The organism is Zhenhengia yiwuensis (assembly GCF_014384995.1).
Lineage (GTDB): Bacteria > Bacillota > Clostridia > Lachnospirales > Cellulosilyticaceae > Zhenhengia > Zhenhengia yiwuensis.
Window position 1 is genome coordinate 26,199 of the sequence record NZ_JACRSY010000027.1, and the last position, 18,264, is coordinate 44,462.

14 protein-coding genes and 1 pseudogene are annotated in these 18,264 nt (G+C 32.5%); 14 read left to right on the forward strand and 1 reads right to left on the reverse strand.

What is annotated here, in order from left to right:
• Positions 1 to 18: 18 nt before the first annotated feature.
• The 14 genes and pseudogenes from H8718_RS14645 to H8718_RS21100 all read left to right on the forward strand — a co-directional run bounded on the left by H8718_RS14645 (position 19) and on the right by H8718_RS21100 (position 18,066).
• A complete protein-coding gene (locus tag H8718_RS14645; RefSeq protein ID WP_249333465.1) occupies positions 19 to 1,101 on the forward strand; it encodes an aminotransferase class III-fold pyridoxal phosphate-dependent enzyme in 1,083 nt (360 codons plus the stop codon).
• An 18-nt stretch (positions 1,102 to 1,119) separates the two neighbouring features.
• A complete protein-coding gene (locus tag H8718_RS14650; protein ID WP_249333466.1) occupies positions 1,120 to 5,442 on the forward strand; it encodes a beta-ketoacyl synthase N-terminal-like domain-containing protein in 4,323 nt (1,440 codons plus the stop codon).
• 18 nt (positions 5,443 to 5,460) lie between these two features.
• Complete coding sequence (locus H8718_RS14655) at positions 5,461 to 9,726, forward strand: amino acid adenylation domain-containing protein (RefSeq protein ID WP_249333467.1); 4,266 nt, start codon at positions 5,461 to 5,463, stop codon at positions 9,724 to 9,726.
• Positions 9,727 to 9,832: 106 nt separating this feature from the next.
• Positions 9,833 to 10,954 (forward strand): glycosyltransferase, encoded by a 1,122-nt coding sequence (locus H8718_RS14660; RefSeq protein WP_330597730.1) that lies wholly within the window; start codon positions 9,833 to 9,835, stop codon positions 10,952 to 10,954.
• Between the two features lie 2 nt (positions 10,955 to 10,956).
• Positions 10,957 to 12,222, forward strand: coding sequence for a nucleotide disphospho-sugar-binding domain-containing protein (locus tag H8718_RS14665; RefSeq protein WP_249333468.1), 1,266 nt, complete (start codon positions 10,957 to 10,959; stop codon positions 12,220 to 12,222).
• Positions 12,215 to 12,955, forward strand: a complete 741-nt coding sequence (locus H8718_RS14670; RefSeq protein ID WP_249333469.1) for an SPASM domain-containing protein — start codon at positions 12,215 to 12,217, stop codon at positions 12,953 to 12,955. The genes H8718_RS14665 and H8718_RS14670 overlap by 8 nt, the downstream gene beginning before the upstream one ends.
• Before the next feature lie 12 nt (positions 12,956 to 12,967).
• Complete coding sequence (locus tag H8718_RS14675; protein ID WP_249333470.1) at positions 12,968 to 14,152, forward strand: ACP S-malonyltransferase; 1,185 nt, start codon at positions 12,968 to 12,970, stop codon at positions 14,150 to 14,152.
• 32 nt (positions 14,153 to 14,184) lie between these two features.
• A pseudogene (locus H8718_RS20850) lies at positions 14,185 to 14,856 on the forward strand (ATP-binding cassette domain-containing protein).
• A gap of 264 nt (positions 14,857 to 15,120) precedes the next feature.
• A complete protein-coding gene (locus tag H8718_RS14690; RefSeq protein ID WP_249333473.1) occupies positions 15,121 to 15,450 on the forward strand; it encodes an ATP-binding cassette domain-containing protein in 330 nt (109 codons plus the stop codon).
• Between the two features lie 80 nt (positions 15,451 to 15,530).
• Complete coding sequence (locus H8718_RS14695; RefSeq protein ID WP_249333474.1) at positions 15,531 to 15,695, forward strand: P-loop NTPase family protein; 165 nt, start codon at positions 15,531 to 15,533, stop codon at positions 15,693 to 15,695.
• 569 nt (positions 15,696 to 16,264) lie between these two features.
• Positions 16,265 to 16,420 (forward strand): hypothetical protein, encoded by a 156-nt coding sequence (locus tag H8718_RS14700; RefSeq protein ID WP_249333475.1) that lies wholly within the window; start codon positions 16,265 to 16,267, stop codon positions 16,418 to 16,420.
• A 112-nt stretch (positions 16,421 to 16,532) separates the two neighbouring features.
• A complete protein-coding gene (locus tag H8718_RS14705) occupies positions 16,533 to 16,886 on the forward strand; it encodes an ATP-binding protein (protein WP_249333476.1) in 354 nt (117 codons plus the stop codon).
• A 134-nt stretch (positions 16,887 to 17,020) separates the two neighbouring features.
• The gene (locus H8718_RS14710) at positions 17,021 to 17,704 is read left to right on the forward strand and encodes a 4'-phosphopantetheinyl transferase family protein (protein WP_249333477.1); all 684 of its coding nucleotides are present in this window, start codon (positions 17,021 to 17,023) and stop codon (positions 17,702 to 17,704) included.
• Positions 17,705 to 17,988: 284 nt separating this feature from the next.
• Positions 17,989 to 18,066, forward strand: a complete 78-nt coding sequence (locus tag H8718_RS21100; RefSeq protein ID WP_408646582.1) for a hypothetical protein — start codon at positions 17,989 to 17,991, stop codon at positions 18,064 to 18,066.
• 120 nt (positions 18,067 to 18,186) lie between these two features.
• Here H8718_RS21100 and H8718_RS21105 read toward each other — a convergent pair whose 3' ends face one another.
• Complete coding sequence (locus H8718_RS21105; protein WP_408646572.1) at positions 18,187 to 18,264, reverse strand: IS3 family transposase; 78 nt, start codon at positions 18,262 to 18,264, stop codon at positions 18,187 to 18,189.

Genomic DNA, 18,264 nt, shown 5'->3' on the forward strand with positions numbered 1-18,264 from the left:
AGAGTGGTGGGAAGCAGTATGAGTGAGAAACAAGTGATTTACGTAGATGACTGGAATTGTGTGTATCGTCAGATTCCATATTGTATTGTAGAAAATTCAAGAAAGATCATAGAGAGGGGAATTTTTTATCAAAATCGGGAGCTATATCAGGAATTAGGTTTAAAATTGAAAAAAGAACTGGGTTCGTTAGGGGAATATGAAATCATTAATTACCTAAGTGGAAGCCAGGCAATTGATAATGCAGTCATAATCTGCAAAAAGTATTTGAATATAACAGCCATAATAAAGATGAAGCATGTATATCATGGAATTGATATGATGCAAGTGGAAGAGAATACAGCACAGTATATGGACTTACCTTTAGAATTTATTCTTATAGACAAGAATAAAAGGTTGGATATATCCAGTATTATATCATGTAGAAATGGATTAGTTATAATCGAACCAATGTACTTATTTGCCAAGTATGGTGAAAAAGCAAACAAAATGATTCATTCTATTTATGATGCAGCCAGAAAAAATAATCATTTAATTCTATTTGATGAAGTACGTTCTGGAGTATGGTCAATGGGAACTTTTCTTTACGCACAGCAGTTTGAACAAGTGGTTCCAGATATTATATGTTTTTCAAAAGGATTAGGATTAGGTGTGGCAACATCAGTTGCATGCTTTTTAAAAGACAGATTTGAAGATAAAAAAATTCTGAAAAATGAAGATATAATCAAATCGAATTTATCGCTAAGTGAACTTGCAATGCAGAGAGCCAATGATTTGTTAGATTATTGCATGAAAGAAAAAACTACTGTTTTAGCACAAATCAATGCATTCGAGAAAAAAATGAAAGAGTCTTTCCAGGCATGTATAAATAAGACCTTTATTGAAGAGATACATATAAGAGGGCTAGTATACATTATTGTATTTTCAAAAGATGTTAATAAATCAAAATGCCAGCTATTTCGACAATATCTGCTGGCTAATGGTATTATTGTTCGCCATATTGAAGAAAATTTACTCTATTTAAACTTTGCGATCGATTCTCTGTTTGAGGAAATTGATGTGGTCACACAGAAGATATGTGAGGCACTAGAGGTTCTTTGTTAATATGAGAAGGGGGATAAAATGAAACTTTCAAATATGAAAAGCTCTGAAAGGGCAGAGAAAAAAAATAAAGAAGAAAAGGTTGCTATTATTGGTTTAGACTGCAACATTGGAAATGCAAATTCGCCATATGAATTCTGGAATCGGATTCAATCAGGAACGGATATGGTTGGAACCATACCCCTTAGAAGAAAGAAAATAGCAGATGATATTTTGAATTTATATCAACATAGTTCTTTTCAGTCAGAATATGAAGAGATGTGCTATTTAGAGGATATTGATAAGTTCGATTGCGACTTTTTTCACATTACACCGAGAGAAGCTTCTTTAATAGATCCTAGCCAGAAACTGCTTCTGCAATCTGTTTTCAGATGCCTTGAGGATTCTAATCGAAAAGCAGAAGAATTTAATGGGAGCAGTACAGGTGTATTTATTGGATATGATGATGGAGATCTGATTCGATACAAGGATATTATTTATCGGGCAAAGCCAGAATTATATAACATGTCTATAGCGGGTAATCATTCAGCAATCCTAGCAGGAAGAATATCTGATTACTTTAATCTCACAGGTCCAGCATATAACGTCAATACTGCGTGTTCCTCATCATTGTCTGCTCTTCATCAAGCCTGTAAGAGTATTTTAAATGAAGAATGTACACAAGCCATCGTAGCAACCGTGAATCTTACTCTAGTTCCTGTAAAGGCGGAGAATCACCAGCTCGGAATTGAGTCGAAACAGAATAGAACAAGGGCATTTGATTATTTATCTGATGGTACAGCAAAAGGAGAAGGCGTTATTACTATGTTACTGAAACCTTATTCGAAAGCTGTAAAAGAGCACGATCCCATTTATGCAGTAGTAAACAAGACGGCAATCGGCCATGATGGCAAGTCTAGCAGTTTGACTTCACCTAATATGCTGGCACAAAAAAGGCTGATTGAAAGAGCATGGAAGGAAGCTGGTCTGGATATCAACAAGCTTGCTTATCTGGAAGCCCATGGAACTGGAACCAAAATAGGAGATTCCATTGAGATAGAAGCATTAAATCAGGTAATGTCAGATATGACACAGCGCAAAGATTATTGTGGGATCGGCTCTGTAAAAAGCAATATTGGACATTTAAATTCAGCAGCAGGTTTGGCAGGAGTCTTGAAAGTTGTATTGTCCTTATACTATAAAGAAATTGTCCCAACAATACATTATACGTTTCCAAACTGGAATTTAAATTTTATACAATCTCCTTTATATGTTGTGAAAAAAGGACATAAGCTTTCGACAGATGAACATTTGATGGCTGTAAATTCATTTGGTTTAAGTGGCACAAATGGACATGCAATTTTTAGCAATGATTCAGTAGGCAAAACAGAGCAGATAAGCTGTGAATATTACTTGCTAACAATATCTGCATTAAATGAAGAATCTTTAAAAGCTCTTATAAAAGAATACATTATCTTTTTAAATAATCAGTCAGATCAGGACTTATTTGATATTTGCTATACTGCAAATACAACGCGTGAACATTATGAGTACAGAAAAGCTTTTGTGTTTAAAAATATAGAAAATTTACGTTTTCAGTTATTGCAGGTATATGCCAAACCTTTTGATAGAAAGACAAAGGAAAAAGAAAGCTGTTTTGGACTTCCTTTGAAAGGGATTCTAGTTGAACCGAAGGAAGCAGATAAGAATAATCTGGTAAGGCTAGCAACATATTATGAGGAACAAGGAAACGTGAATTGGGACGACTGTTATGCCCCATATTCATTTTCGACAGTACATATTCCAGTATATTCGTTTAAGAAGAGAAGCTGCTGGTGGGATTATGATAAGAAAGATAAAGAAATAAAGGAACCATTTTGCTATATCCCAAGGTGGGAATTAGAAGTGGAGCCAGAAGAGGGTAATCTTGGTGCATTTGGAGACTGTCTCATTGTGAAATCAAGAGATAAGCTATCAGAACGTCTTGCAACATATCTGCAGACAAGCATTCAAACCACTTCTCAAAATTCTTCAAACGTTACAGTAATCAACTATAATCAGATTGATGAGATAGAATGGAATAATATGAGGAATAGTGGAATTACTATTTTCTATTTAGCATCTCTATACGAAAAATTAGATTATGACAAAGATTATGATCAGGCAGTAGAAAGCGGTATTTTAGCTTTTCATAAGATTTATTTATGTTTACGGTCAGCAGAAGTGAAGATAAACCAGATTATCTGTATTGGTAATTATGGTGCGATGGTGAATGAAAATGATACAGATATAAATGCATTTAATTCTGCTTTTTATGAATATTTAAAAAGTGTAAGTGCAGAGCATAAAGGAAAAATGACAGTAAAATGCATAGATGTTTCAGATGATTTGAAAGAAGAAAATATAACCGATTTATTATCTATAAAGTCTGGTTATGAAAAAGTAGCAGTTAGGGGAAATAAGCTCTATCGAGAAACTTATGTATTGGACAGTGGAAGTGAATATGAGAATCCATTTGCAGAAGGTGATACTTATCTTGTATTAGGTGGTTTTAGTGAAAATGCCCTTCATTTATGTAACAGGATTTCTCAAATAGTAAATGTTCACTTTTATTTTGCATCGCGCAATCCAGAGCATCATCTTAAGGATGAGGCAGTTAAAAACATGCTTGCACTGATTCGGCAAAATGGAAGTACCTATGAAATAAAAAGCTGTGATATAACAGTAGCAGATGAGGTGAAAAATTTAGTTAAGTGTGTAGTTGTGCATGATAAAAAGAAGATACAGGGAGTCATTCACTGTGCTGGGATAGAAAGCCATGGTTTGCTAAAAGCAAAAACTACAGAAGGCATGCAAAAAGTAATAGAACCTAAAATAAAAGGTCTTTTATACCTAGACAGATTTACAAGGCAGGAAGAGGTAAAATTTTATTTTTGCTTCTCTTCGCTAGCATCTGTTACGGGAACTGCTGGACAAGGAGATTATGCATATGCAAATCGGTTTATGGATGCCTATTCTATGCAGATGGCTCAGAAAGGAAAAAGGGTTATTAGCTTAGATTGGCCAGCATTTCGTGATGCAGGTATGGGACGTCGAAATCCTATTAGCACGAGGGATATGCTGGTTGAACCATTATCCTTTAAAAAAATGTCAGACTGGTTTGTTCATGCACTCAAAAAATATAATGGACATATCATCATGACAGAAAAAGAATTATTTGCTGAAGCACAAATTGCAGCAACAGTAGAGAAAAAAACACTTGTGATTGAGGATTTAAAAGATATCAAAAGAGGTGTAATAGAAACCTGGAAAGAGGTCTTAGGGTATGAGGAGGTAGACGAAGAAAAAGATTTTATTATGCAAGGAGGCAATTCAATCAGTGCAATTAATCTGGTTGCCTCTTTAGAAGCAAAATTTCCGGTTCATCTTCCAGAAGATTTTTATGATAGTGTTCCAAATATAGAAGAGATATGCAGGCTGATTGAGAGACAAATGAATCTGAAGAAACAGTGCGTGGAAGTACAGGGTATAAAACCATTTAATCAGTTTATGTTTAATAATTGTTTTTACAGTGCATTGTTCTCAGTATTACAGAAATACGAAATCTCAATCCCAGATTTCATTTTAAATTTTGAGCCAAGATGTTTGCAAAAAAGAAAATCGTTTCAAATTGAATTTGTAAATAAGGAAAGTTTAGAAGTTCTACTAGAAAAGTTCAATCTGGAACTTAAAGAATATGATGAGAAACAGAATCTGATAGATTGTCTGAAGAAAGCAATAACGTCTGGAAATCCTGTTATATTGGGCGTGGACTGTTATTATATTTCTATTCGTGAGGACATGTTCAAGAAAATACACTATGCACATAGTGTTACTGTTTTTGGGTTTGATGAATCTACAGAAGAAGTGATAGTGATGGAGCAGATGAATTTCGAAAGCTTTTCTTATCAGAAACGTAGAATTTCTTTTGAGGATATTTCCAATGCGTATTTTGGATACAAAGAAAATTTTCCAGATAAAGAATTAGATTATGTTGAGTTATACCCTTCAGAAGAAAGAAAAGGAAATTCCCAGAATGCAAAATTGGTTTTATGGGACTATAAGCAGATTCTTAACGAGATAGCGGGCATATTTTCTTTACCGACTAAAGGACAGAAAGATGAAGCGATAGAAGTGAAAATTTTAAATGAAACGATAAATTTCCTAGAGATTACAAGATATTTAATTCTTGAACTGCAGGAAGAAAAAGAAAAGCAAGATGAGATAGAAATGTTATTACGCTCCTTTCAAAAATTAAGAATTAGATTTGTGAGAAAAAAGAGTAACTGGAAGCAAGTTTGTGCAGATGTATTAGAACTTATTTAAAAGAAGAGAAGGATAACAATGAAATATAAATTAACAGAGTATCAGAAAAGTATTTATTATAATGAATGTCTCTTCAAAGGGGAAGCATTACATAATATCGGTGGAAGTGTACATATACAAGGAAAGATAGAGTATGAAAAGCTGAACTGGGCATTTAACAGGTTAATAGAAAGCCAGACTTCTTTGCGTACCCATATTGTATTGGAAGATGGAGAAGTGTATCAGGAAGTGAAGGCATATAAACAATTTTATTTACCATTTGTTTTACAAAAAGATGGCATTTCCTACGAAAAACATAAAAAAAGTATTATGGAGAAGCCGATGGAACTTTATCAGAATGATTTGTTCTATTTTGAACTGTACCAGGTTTCAGAAGAGGAATATTTTTTAACTGTAGTATTGCATCATATTATATCAGATGGATGGTCCATGGAAGTTATTTTTCAAATGCTCAATGCTTTTTATGAAGAGGATGAGTCAAAAAAACAGGAAATCGTTGTTTACGAGTATAGCCAGCTTCTTCAGTTTACAAATGATTATAGGGCAGGAGAGCGTTACGAAAAGGATAAGGAGTATTTGAAACAAGTTGCAGAGACTATAAAAGAAACAGTAGAAGGTTCTGCTAACAGTATACGGCAAGCGAAACGAAAAAGATTTTATATAGAGAATTCAATAAGAGAAGAATTAAAACAGTATTTAGAATGTAACCAGATGACAGGAAATCAGTTTTTTGTTAGTCTTTTTGCATTGCTTTTGGCGTATTTTAAGCAAAGGAATCAAGTGTATATTGGTATTCCTATTTATAACAGAAGAAATTCTGTTCAGAAAAGAACTGTTGGAATGTTTACAAATATCATTCCACTTGTAATCAACACAACTGGGAAGGAAGGAGTAGATGATTACATAAAGCAGGTTTCGAAAGATATGAAAGAAGGATTTAAACATTCCTTATATTCCTATCAGGAACTGTTAAATGAGGTAGAAGGAAATAAATCTAATTTGGCATATCATTTCACCTTTAATTATTACAATATGAAGTTTGGAGAGCAGTTTTGTGGATTTAATGCAAATTTTATAAATCACTTTTCTGGAACCCAAATCTATGAATTACAGATGTCGCTTTGCGAATGGGGCAACATGGATAAACTAGAGTTGGATTTTGATTACAATGTGGAAGAATATTCGGAGGAAATGATAGATTATATGTATCAGACTCTGGTGTATCTATGTGAACAGATTATAAAAGGTGTAAATCAGCTGAAGGAATTAAATTATGTATCTGAGGATGAACTGGAGGAAAGAGCAAACTACAATTGTACTGAAAAGAAAATCCAGACAGAAAGCATATTTGGGCTGTTCAGCAAAGAAGTGAAGGAGCATCCAGATTTTCTAGCGGTATGGGAAAATAATAAAAAATATTCGTATCAGGAATTTTGGAGACTTGTTTTCCAATGTATAAAATACCTTAAAAAGAAGGGAATACAGGAAAATGATTATGTTTGTCTACATGTAGAACACTCTGTTTATTTATTGGCTGCAATATATGCAATTATATATATAGGAGCTGTTTTTGTACCACTTGACAAAAAATGGTCAGATAAGCGGAAACGGTATATTTTTGAAAAAATCAGTGCAAAGTTTGTTCTTGTAGATGATGTAGATGAAGAAATTTCTTATGAGGATATCGAAAACATAAAGGTAAGAGATTTTGAGAAAGAAGCAGAAGAATTGGAGGAAAAGGAACTCCCAAAATGCTGTGTAGGTGAAAGAGTACTTTATATTCTATTTACTTCCGGAACTACAGGAAATCCCAAAGGGGTAGAAGTAACAAATTCTTCATTACTTAATTATATTCTTTGGGCAAAAGATGCATATCAGGTTACAGGAAATGATATCTTTCCACTTTATTCATCTATAGCATTTGATTTTACCTTGACTACTATATTTGTTACATTCTGTTCAGGAGCAGCAGTAAAAGTTTACCTAGATGATGAAATCTTGCATCCAATTTTTAAAATTGTCCGTGAAAATATCTGTAGTGTTGTTAAGGTAACACCATCCCACTTAAATATTATTGCAAGTGAAACCTATACGAATAACAAAATTCGTGCATTTATAATCGGAGGAGAAAAGTTATTAATTGAGACTATACATAAAGTAGAAAAAAGCTTTCAACATGAAATTGCTTATTATAATGAGTATGGACCTACGGAGGCAACAATTGGCTGTATGAGTTACCAATACAATAAAGAACTGTCAAATGTAACTTCTGTTCCGGTAGGTGTTCCAATCCATAATGTAAAAATTTATTTATTGGATAAAGAAAGAAAACAAGTTGGAAGATTTGTTCCGGGAGAAATGTATATAGCTGGAGCTTGCTTGGCAAAAGGATATTATAGGAATAAAATATTAACGGACGAAAGATTTGTTGAAAATCCATTTGAACCAGGAACTAAAATGTATAAAACAGGTGATATTGCGAAATTTATATCACCTGACAATATAGAGTATCTTGGCCGTATCGATAAGCAAGTGAAACTGAATGGATATAGAATTGAATTAGATGAGATCTTAACGGCCATTATGCAAAATGAATATGTTAGAGACTGTGTTGTTGAAATTGTTACAAAGAACGGAAATCAGGAGATTATAGCATATGTTGTTTTAAATGCCTATGAAGTTAGTTTACTTTATGAATATCTTTCCGATTATTTAACCTCATATATGATGCCAAGAAAAATAATTCAGGTAGACCAGATTCCATTGACGACTAACGGAAAAGTTGATCATGAAGTATTAAAACAGATTAGGGAAAATGAAAGTACAGATACCGTGGAAGAAATAGGTATTGAGGTAAATGAAAAAGAAAAGATTGTCATGAATGTTTTAAGTGAACTGTTGCATATGGAAATCCATGATTTAAATGCAGACTTTATTGAATTAGGAGGAGACTCCATTAAAGCAATTATGTTTGCCCAGAAGTTAGAATACTACCATTACCAAATTAAAATAAAGGACATATTAATGTATCCTAAGCTTAGAGATATTGCAAAAAGAATGACAGATAATACAGCACAGAAAAAAAATCTAGATGATGTTCTCGCTGAAAAAATTGCATGGACTCCAATTGTTCGAAGATTTCTCTTTAACCAGAACTTAAGTAGAAATGGTAGTAACCAGTCAGTCGTGATTCAATTTAAAAAGCCAATTGCTATAGAAAAGATGTCTAGTTATTTCAAAATACTGCAAAGAAAACATCCTGTGTTATGTATAAACGTTAATAAGGAAAAGAAACTTTTGTATAATAGCCATCATTTAGAGCATAAGATTGAAATCAAAGAATATAAAGAGGGAGAATATTTCTTTGATCTAAACCGTGACTTACTGTTTGCAGTACAGAAAATAGATGAATGTACATTCAAAATTATAATAAATCATTTAATTATAGATTTTGTATCATGGAAAATATTTTTATCTGACTTAGATTTTCTGGTAAGGAATGGAGAGACGGAACAGTCTGTTGAATTAATAGGGGAAGAAATTTCTTATGCGGAATATACAGCAAAGAATGCATGGACACCGGATAGTGTTATTTTTAGTAGGCAGAGCACATTAGGAAAACAGAAAAAATATAAGTTTGTATATGAGGTAGCTGAACTTTTGCCATCTATAAGCAAAATTAATCTGCAGTACCAGATTTCATATGCTGATTTGATAAATGCAGTTTTCGCACAGACATTTCTTCAAATGTATAACAATTCAGTTGTAATAGAGAAAGAAAGTTTTGGAAGAAAACATATGGATGGCATAAAAATTGAAAATGTAATGGGCTGGATGACCCAGCTCGAATATATGTATTTTGAAAATGAGAAAGCAAAAGATGTATTTCATAGTGTATTAGAGCAATATAAAGAACCTAATTTAATTACAAATGAACTGCTTGGGCAACAAAGAGTCCTTCGAGTAAATTATTTAGGAGACCTGCATTTTACCTTCCAGGCGTTTTCCCTACAAGAAGAAAACGGGGAAAAGTTAAATTACGAATTTTGTGAAAATACAGATTATGATTATCAGATTGATATTTTTGAAGAAGGTCAAAATCTAAATCTGTTTGTCATAAGTGAAAAGGGTGAAAAAGAGGTCTACCGTTTTCTGGAACTGTTTTACAAGAACTTAACTCAATCACTTAGTTTTGAAAGTAGAAATGAAATAGATGAGATTGAGTATATTGATGAAGGTTTATCTATGGAGGATCTGAATTTGCTTTTAGAGGGGATGGAATAGGAGATCACATATGGCAAATATAATTATTTTTTCTTTTCCCTATTATGGACATGTAAACTATTTAACAAAGGTAGCGAAAATGCTTTCAAAGGAAAACCAGGTATATATGGATATTGATAAAAAGTATTCCTATATGCTCGAAGGAACAAATGTACATATATTAGAAACCAAGTTTCAAGGAGATACCAAAACAGAAGATGTTGGCTTAAAAAAGCAATTAGAGTCAGTCTTTTATTTTGCCGATGGACTTTTAGCTTGTGCAGAGTCGTACCTGAGGGATATGGATTATATAAAGAAGCTGGAGCCAGATTGTATTATACTGGATTCTATGGCTTATTGGGGAAAGAAGATAGCAGTAAATCTTCAAGTTCCCTATATCTCTTCTGTGACAATGCAGCCAATTGGGAAAGAGGACTTTTCAAAAGATTTAAAGCTTGTATTGCAAGGTTACATTGGGGATACTAGTATAAGTGAAAAAAGCTTAAAAAGAGAAATAAGAATGTATGAAGTAATACTGCAAAAAAAGTACCAAGATGAAGCATTTTATATTTTGGACTGTATTTGTGCAAATGGGATGTTAAATATCCTGTATACAGCCCCAGAACTTATTTATTATAAAAATGCCCAGGAAAATTCTTGCTTATTCTTAGGAATACTGTTACCTGAAAAAACGAAAATGGGGAATAGAACAAAAGAAAAGGGAATATATATTTCATTTGGCACGATTCTGAGATTAAAAGAGCTGATTGTGAAATGTATAGATGGAGTTAAAGATTTAGCATGTACTGTTTATGTTTCAGCAGGAGAATATGAAGAGGAATTACGTAACAAGTACAAAAGTTATCCTAATATTAATATTGGAAAATTTCTGAAACAGCTGGATTTGATAGAAAAGTGCAGTCTTTGTATATGTCATGGTGGACAGAATACGGTTATGGAATCCTTATATTATGAAGTACCTTTGTTAATTATCCCGCAGGTAAATGATGAATTTATCAATGCTGAATTTGTAAAAGAACGTGGCTATGGAGAGAAGATACTGAGCAAAGAAGTTACATCGGAGCTTATAAAAAAGAAAAGTATTGAGATTATGGAATCGAGGGATATAAAGGAAAAAGTAGGGAATGCATCTAAGCAATTACGTGTTTATAGCAATCAAGAGTACAGAATGAAACAAGAGGAATTATGTAAAGCAGTTAAATTGCTGTTAAATAAAGAAAGGAGATAGTTATGGGAAATATTGCTTTCTTTTCAATTCCTTTATTTGGACATATTAATTATGGCTTAAAGATAGCAGCACGACTCATGAAAAGAGGACATTCTATTTATTATTATTCAGGTATTGCATTTAAAGACTATATTGAACAAAAAGGAGTACAGTTCTGCCAGTATTCCGATGAGATTGAACAGCTGTTTTCACAAGGTAGTACATACAATCCTCAAGCAACAAAAGCTATTGATAATAAGAAGGTAGATTATTATCAGGAAATATATTATTTAGGGATTCATTTGTTTACTATTACCGATATTTTCATGAAAAAGGATATAAAGGAATTAGAAAAAAAAAATCTAAATGCAGTTGTATTTGATAATATTGCAATATGGGGAAAACTCATTGCAAAAAAGTTAGGTATTTTAAGTTTTGCTTCTGGAACACCATATTGTTTCAATGCAAAAATGATAGAAACCTATCCAGAAGAATTTGCAAAATTTATCTTACAGGAGCATGATTTTTCCTATGATTGTGTGACACCATTTATACGTATCTGTAATAAAAAGTTATGGCGGATGTACCCAGAGCTAAAGGAGGTATCTATTTTAGATAATTATGGAGGATGTGGAGATTTCAATTTTATTTACACTTCTAGCCGGTTTCAGATGCACGCAGATTTAATTGACCAAAAGAAAAATAGATTTACAGGCATCTTAGTGGATGAAGATGATATAAAGGAAGATATCGAAGTGTATATCGAGAAGGATAAAAAGAATATTTACATTTCTTTCGGTACTATTTATAATAGCACGGTTTTATATCAAGTGTGTATTAATGCATTGAAGGATATGGATGTAAATGTATTGCTCAGTATTGGGAAAGCCAATGATGCCTCAGATTTCGTCAGTCTGCCAGATAACTGGCATGTACGGAAGAACTGGCCACAGATCAAAGTACTTCAGAATATTGATGTTTTCATTAGTCATGGAGGTAATAATAGTATACGTGAAGCTGCGAACTTTGGGGTTCCAACGCTAATTATTCCTCAGACAGGAGATCATTATCTTACAGCAGAAGATATTAAGAAAAATAATATGGGGATTGTGATTGAGGGAGATGTACACGAAGACATCTTAAAAGAATCCGTGTATAAATGTCTGTATGATGAGGCAATAAAACAGAATTGCATGGAAGTAGCCAAAGAAATGCAACAGTTAGGTGGCCTTTCGCAGGTTGTGGAAGACATAGAAAACTATATGGAGAGAGGTGGAATTTATGATTAAAACATTTGATTTATCACAGCATAAATTAATTTCATTTGAAATAGGGACAGGCTGCAATTTAAAAAATATTCATTTAGAATGTCCAATCAACAAAATAAAGAGAGAATCAGACAGAAAGACCCTGACTCCAGATATTATATGTACTGCTATGGACCAGGCAAAAGAACTGAATTTTAATGGGTATTTTGCTTTTCATCATTATAATGAGCCATTGTTGTATATAGAAAAAATACAGGAGGTAATCGAAAAAAGACCATATTATAAATATCTGCTTTGGACCAATGGAACGCTGATTCAGGATATTCAGAAAAAAGGATATTCCTTAGCTATATTTGATAAAGTTGTCATAACCTGTTACAATATGAATGATATTAAATATTTTGAAGAAATAAAAGAAAAGTATCTAGATGTAACAATAGGAATTGCAGATATGGATGAACGGCTTAATATTTACAATAGTACCTACCAGAATGAGTTTTCTTGTAAGAAACCTCTAGTTGAAATGCCAATTGATCATTATGGAGAAATCACACTATGTACACATGACTGGAAAAATACCTGCAAGATCGGAAATATTATCAACGAATCTTTAAAAGAAATTGTGATGGGAGAACATTATCAGAGTATACTGAATAGTTCACGTAAAATAGGGATCGGCAAGAACTGTGAAGAAGTCTGCAGGCATTGTACATATGCGTATATTACGCTGAAACCGAATAAAACTCTTATTTAAGTAGGTGATGGGATGAAAACTGCAATAGGATTTAATGGACAAGGGATACAGAATAAAAAAGTATATCTGGAATTAAAAGAAAAATACAAAGAAACGGAAGTAATTATACAAAGAGCAAACCAGATACTTTCGTTTGATTTAGCATACGTACTGCAGCATGAAAAACTCATAAATGCAGTGGAATATACACAAGTTGTAGTCTACGTAATTAATTATATTATGTATCAATATATGATAGAACAAATGAATATTCATCCATCTATCGTTTTGGGACACAGTTTAGGGCATTATAATGCTTTGACGTGTGCAGGTGTTTTTTCTTTTGAGGATACTTTAAAAATTGTAGAACGAAGGGCCTATTTGACAAGCCAGTGTGTAAAGGGACGTTCTTGTGGGTTATTTGCAATTAAGGGTAAGCAGATTGATATTGAATGGATTAAGAACAAGTGTAAACAGTTATCGTATGGAGAAAAAGTTGTTGAGGTAGCCATTATAAATTCTTCTGAAGAAGTAGTGCTTGCGTATTATGATTACTTTTTTGAAGAATTAGTCGAATGTTTCAATGAATATTTCCTTATTAAATTAAATGTTTCAGCACCATATCATTCAAGTGCATTAAATAAGATAGCTGCTGAGTTTTATAAATTTTTAAGTGAATTTCCTGTGAATCAGCCTAAGATAGCCGTTGTATCCAATTGTACAGGCTCTTTGTTAGAAAAGGAAACTATAAAGAGTGATTTGGTTTTGCATTTGACCAGTACAATCAATATGCAGCGTTGCATTCAATATATAAGAAATTATGATGTTTTGGATCTAGTAGAAGTAAGCTTTGAAAGAGTCATTTCGAAAATTGCAAAGACCATGAAAAATATAAATACGTATACGATAGGCTTAGAGGAAGCACAGCAGAATTTCCATAACGCTTTAGCAGAAGGACAGAGCAATAATATGCTAACTTGTTTTTTGGAACTATATGGTAATCTCTTGAGTATGCCAGAAAGGGAGAAGTATATCCCTACAAGTCAGCTAGAGGAATATTATGCAATATTAAAAAACGTATATAAAGATGGAAAAGTGGATTATCAATGTTTTGCAGAATTCCGAAACAGATATCATGATATTGCAACAAGAAGTGAAGGACAACTAACAGATGATCAAACGTTATTGTTACAGTATCACTTAAGGATGTTTGAGTGAGGGGGGGTATGTCACAGATTACAATATCAAATATGAGTTATCAATATTCAAGTTGTTATAATCCAATTTTTGAAAAAGTAAATCTTGTATTGGATACTAATTGGAAATCAGGATTGATAGGAAGAAATGGAAGAGGAAAGACAACATTATTAAAATTATTAATGGGAGTTTTGGAGCCAGATTCCAGATATATAAAATTGCCAGGTGGAATTGATTATTTTCCATATGAAAATGTTACGGGATACACCAAAGTAATTGATATCATAAAAGAAAACATAGGTGGTTTACGTACAATGGAAATTGTAATAGATGAAATCATTAATTCAAATAACCAGGGCCTCTTTGATGAATATAACACGATTTTAGATAAGTACACATAAATGAATGGCTATGAAATGGAAGCAAATATTCAAAAGGAATTTGATTTAATGAATCTGAATAAGGAGCTGTTAGAAAGAGATTTTTTGACTCTTTCAGTTGGGGAAAAAACAGCCATTCAACTGATAGCTTTATTTTTAAAGCCAAACCATTTTATCCTTCTAGATGAACCGACAAACCATCTGGATGCTGTTCGGAAGGAAATGGTAATGGGGCATCTAAGCAAGAAAAAAGGCTTTATTGTGATATCGCATGACCGTAATTTTCTGGATAATGTTGTGGATCACATTATATGTATCAATAAAACAGACATCACAATAGAGTAAGGCAATTATTCTTCATGGAAACAGAACAAGGATGTAAAAGAGCAGTTTGAATTACGTATAAAGCTGAAGCTAGAACGTAGGATTGAGCAAAATAAAGTATGGTCAGCAAGAGGGGAAAAGCAAAAGTATGAGTTCAAATGCCATGTGTGTGAGAATGGAGCTAAAAAATTCCAGAGACAGTCAAGAAATTCTCAAAATAGTATTGAAAAGAATATAGACACAAAGAATGATTTGTTGTTAAATTTTGAATAGAAAAAATAGTCAGTGATTGAAGGGGGAGAATTTAATAAAGATTGGTTGATTAAGGTAGACAGATTAAATTTTACTTACCCAGATTCCAATAGGAGAATTCTAAACAATGTAAGTTTTGAAATAAAGGTTGGAGATCGGATTTGGATAAGAGGCAAAAATAGTACAGGGAAAACGACATTACTGAAACTTCTTAGTTCAGATTTAGAAAGTGATTCTGTAGAATATGCAGATGGCTTGAAAATAGCAAAAGTTGACCAGAAGACGACATGGACAGAGGGAATGGTGAAAGAGGTATTCTATCAGTTGGAGAGAGTAGATAAAGAAAATTTCAAATACTTCTAGAGTATATGCCAATGCTTCGACGTACCGGATGATTATCTAGAAAGACCAATTGAAACGTATAGTAATGGAGAAAGAAAAAAGTGGATATTGCAAGGGCGTTGTCGCAGAATATGAATCTTGTTTTTCTAGATGAGCCACTAAACTATATGGATATTTATTTTAGGGAACAATTAGAAGTAGCACTTTTAGAGTGCAATACAACATTAGTGTTTGTAGAACATGATGAGCGTTTTAGGAGAATATAGCTACAAAAAAAATGAATCTGTATTAGATTAAATTTTTAAGTATAATGGGATGGGGAAAATGAAGGGGGGATAATATTTATCAATATATATTTTTCTATAAAATAGTTAATTTATATGGTATTTTGATGTATAGGTATAGTTAGAATACTTAATTATATAAAAAATAGGGATAAAATTAAATTAGTTTCTTTTTAGGAACTAGTGAGGCAATCTAGGTTAATGCATCACGATATGGCTTTTTTGATAAGGCATAGAAGGCATGGGTTAGGTAGAAAGTTAATAAATTAAAAAAGTATAATTTAACCTGTATTATTCACCAAAATACCTTAACACCTTATATTTAGCAAATTAGATTTATTAGTTTAATATAGAATGTTTTTTTATTTGAAAAGTTATTAATTGCTACAAAAGGATAGAGTTTACCCTCCCTATAAGTAAGCTATGACCAAAAGTCTATGCGATTTCTATAAGCTATATTTCAATAATGGTAATACATGCATATTTATGTATAAATATTCTCTAAAAACTATCTATATTAGAATTTGTAGGATATCTAAAGGGAAAGTGCCTTGATGGTATTTGATAAACATCCCGAGTATGCAAGTAAGAGGGATAGATCATTTTGGGTATGGGGATATTATGTATCAACAGCAAGTAATATTACAGAAGAAGCAATAAAACTACATATTAAAGAACGAAGAATTAAAGAAAGTAGCCTCTTGTAGAGGCAGCTAGTAAGAATGATTGTGGCATCTACCTCTAAGGCGAGCAAGTAATTTGTCCTTATAGGGTAAATATCAAACCATAACATGAAGTGGTGGAATACTTATTTATTTTATGGAAATGAATACTAAGCTAGAGGTTGAACACAAAATATCCGATCTGATTATGGGTATTGATTTAGTTAAGGAGCAGATATGGATTGCACAAGGAGAATCGCTTAAACAAAATCAGGATGATATATTGTTTCGGGGCTATGCGATTCAAGGTACAATATTAGTGGAGTATTTTAATGGTAAGTTCATATTGGAATTCGAGAAGATTACCAAATTTGATATGCCTGGTGGGTTTGGTGTAAGGATATATTCTTCCTATGAAATAAATAATATAGTAATAACCTATTATGATTCTATCTGTGTAAGATATGTTGCAATGATTATGATAAAATACAGGCAGTCAATAGAATGTTAAGATGTTTAGATAAAATGCAGGTTGAGGTGTTTTAACTAACAGAGAAGTTGATGAATACCTTAGAGGATTCAAGGTTCTTAACAGGTGATTATACAATCACATTTTTTGACACCTTTAACAAGAAGAGGTAGAGTATGATAATTATAAATTGTATTAATATAACAGATATTAATAATGATAGCTATCAGCTGCTTAGAAATGCAGTTTCAGAAGAAAGGCGTATAAGAGCAGATCATTTTCATTTTATGGATGATGCGAAAAGATGCGTTTGTGCGGAATTATTACTCCAATATAGTCTTTTTCAGGAATTTGGACGATTAGTAGAGATGGAGATTATCTATAATAAATTTGGAAAGCCATTTTTGAATCATACAAAAGGTTTTTCATATAACATATCTCATTCTGGAAAGTGGGTAGTAATTGCGTATGGGAGTAGCGAAGTTGGAATTGATATTGAGAGAATTCAGATAGTGAAAGAGAATATTGTTGATAGATTTTTTGCGGAAGAAGAGAAGATTTTTATTCATGAGGGTACAGGAAATGAGCAGAAAGAAAGATTTACACAGATTTGGACACTAAAGGAGAGCTATATCAAATATCTTGGAACTGGGCTTTCAACTAGACTTAATTCATTTTCTGTAAATGTTTTAGATGGTATGGTAACCAATCAAAATGGTGATATCCAAAATAATTTAAGAATAAAAAGTTATCTGTTTGATAAAGACTATTACATATCAGTGTGCAGTAGAGATGAAGAAGTCACTATTCATGAGATTAAGTTGGAGGATTTGATTCAATTTATAAATAGCAGTGTATAGAAGGGAAAATGAACAAATTGAATAGTGATTTAGATAAAGAGACTATTTAGTTTAAAGAGCTTGATAGTGACGTGCTGGTAAAACTTTTGGAAGGGTATATTACTATACAATAGCTAAGAGAGCTGAGTGTAATAAATGACAATATTAATCCCCGAGTTATGCAAGGGTGAATAGAGTAAACAGTAGTATTACATTGATTATAATAAAGCCTCCTAGGAGGAGATTCTAATGACAATTTAAGTTTATCATACTGTAAGTGGAAATGCCAATATCATATAGTTTTTATACCAAAGTATAGAAGAAAGGTGATGTACGGGCAAAATAAAGGTGGATGTGCGAGAACAACTAAAAAACTCTGTTAGTATAAAAGGTTGAGAAAATAGAGGGGTAGTATGTTTTGAAGTGCACCCCAAATGTTAGACTTTATAGCGTAGTAACTTATGGAGTTGTCAATAAAAAGTAGACACAAAGTTAAGTTGATTTTATGAATTTAATTCTTCAAATTGTGCAGGTGAAATATACCCAAGAGCAGAATGAATTCGCTTTGTGTTATAATACAT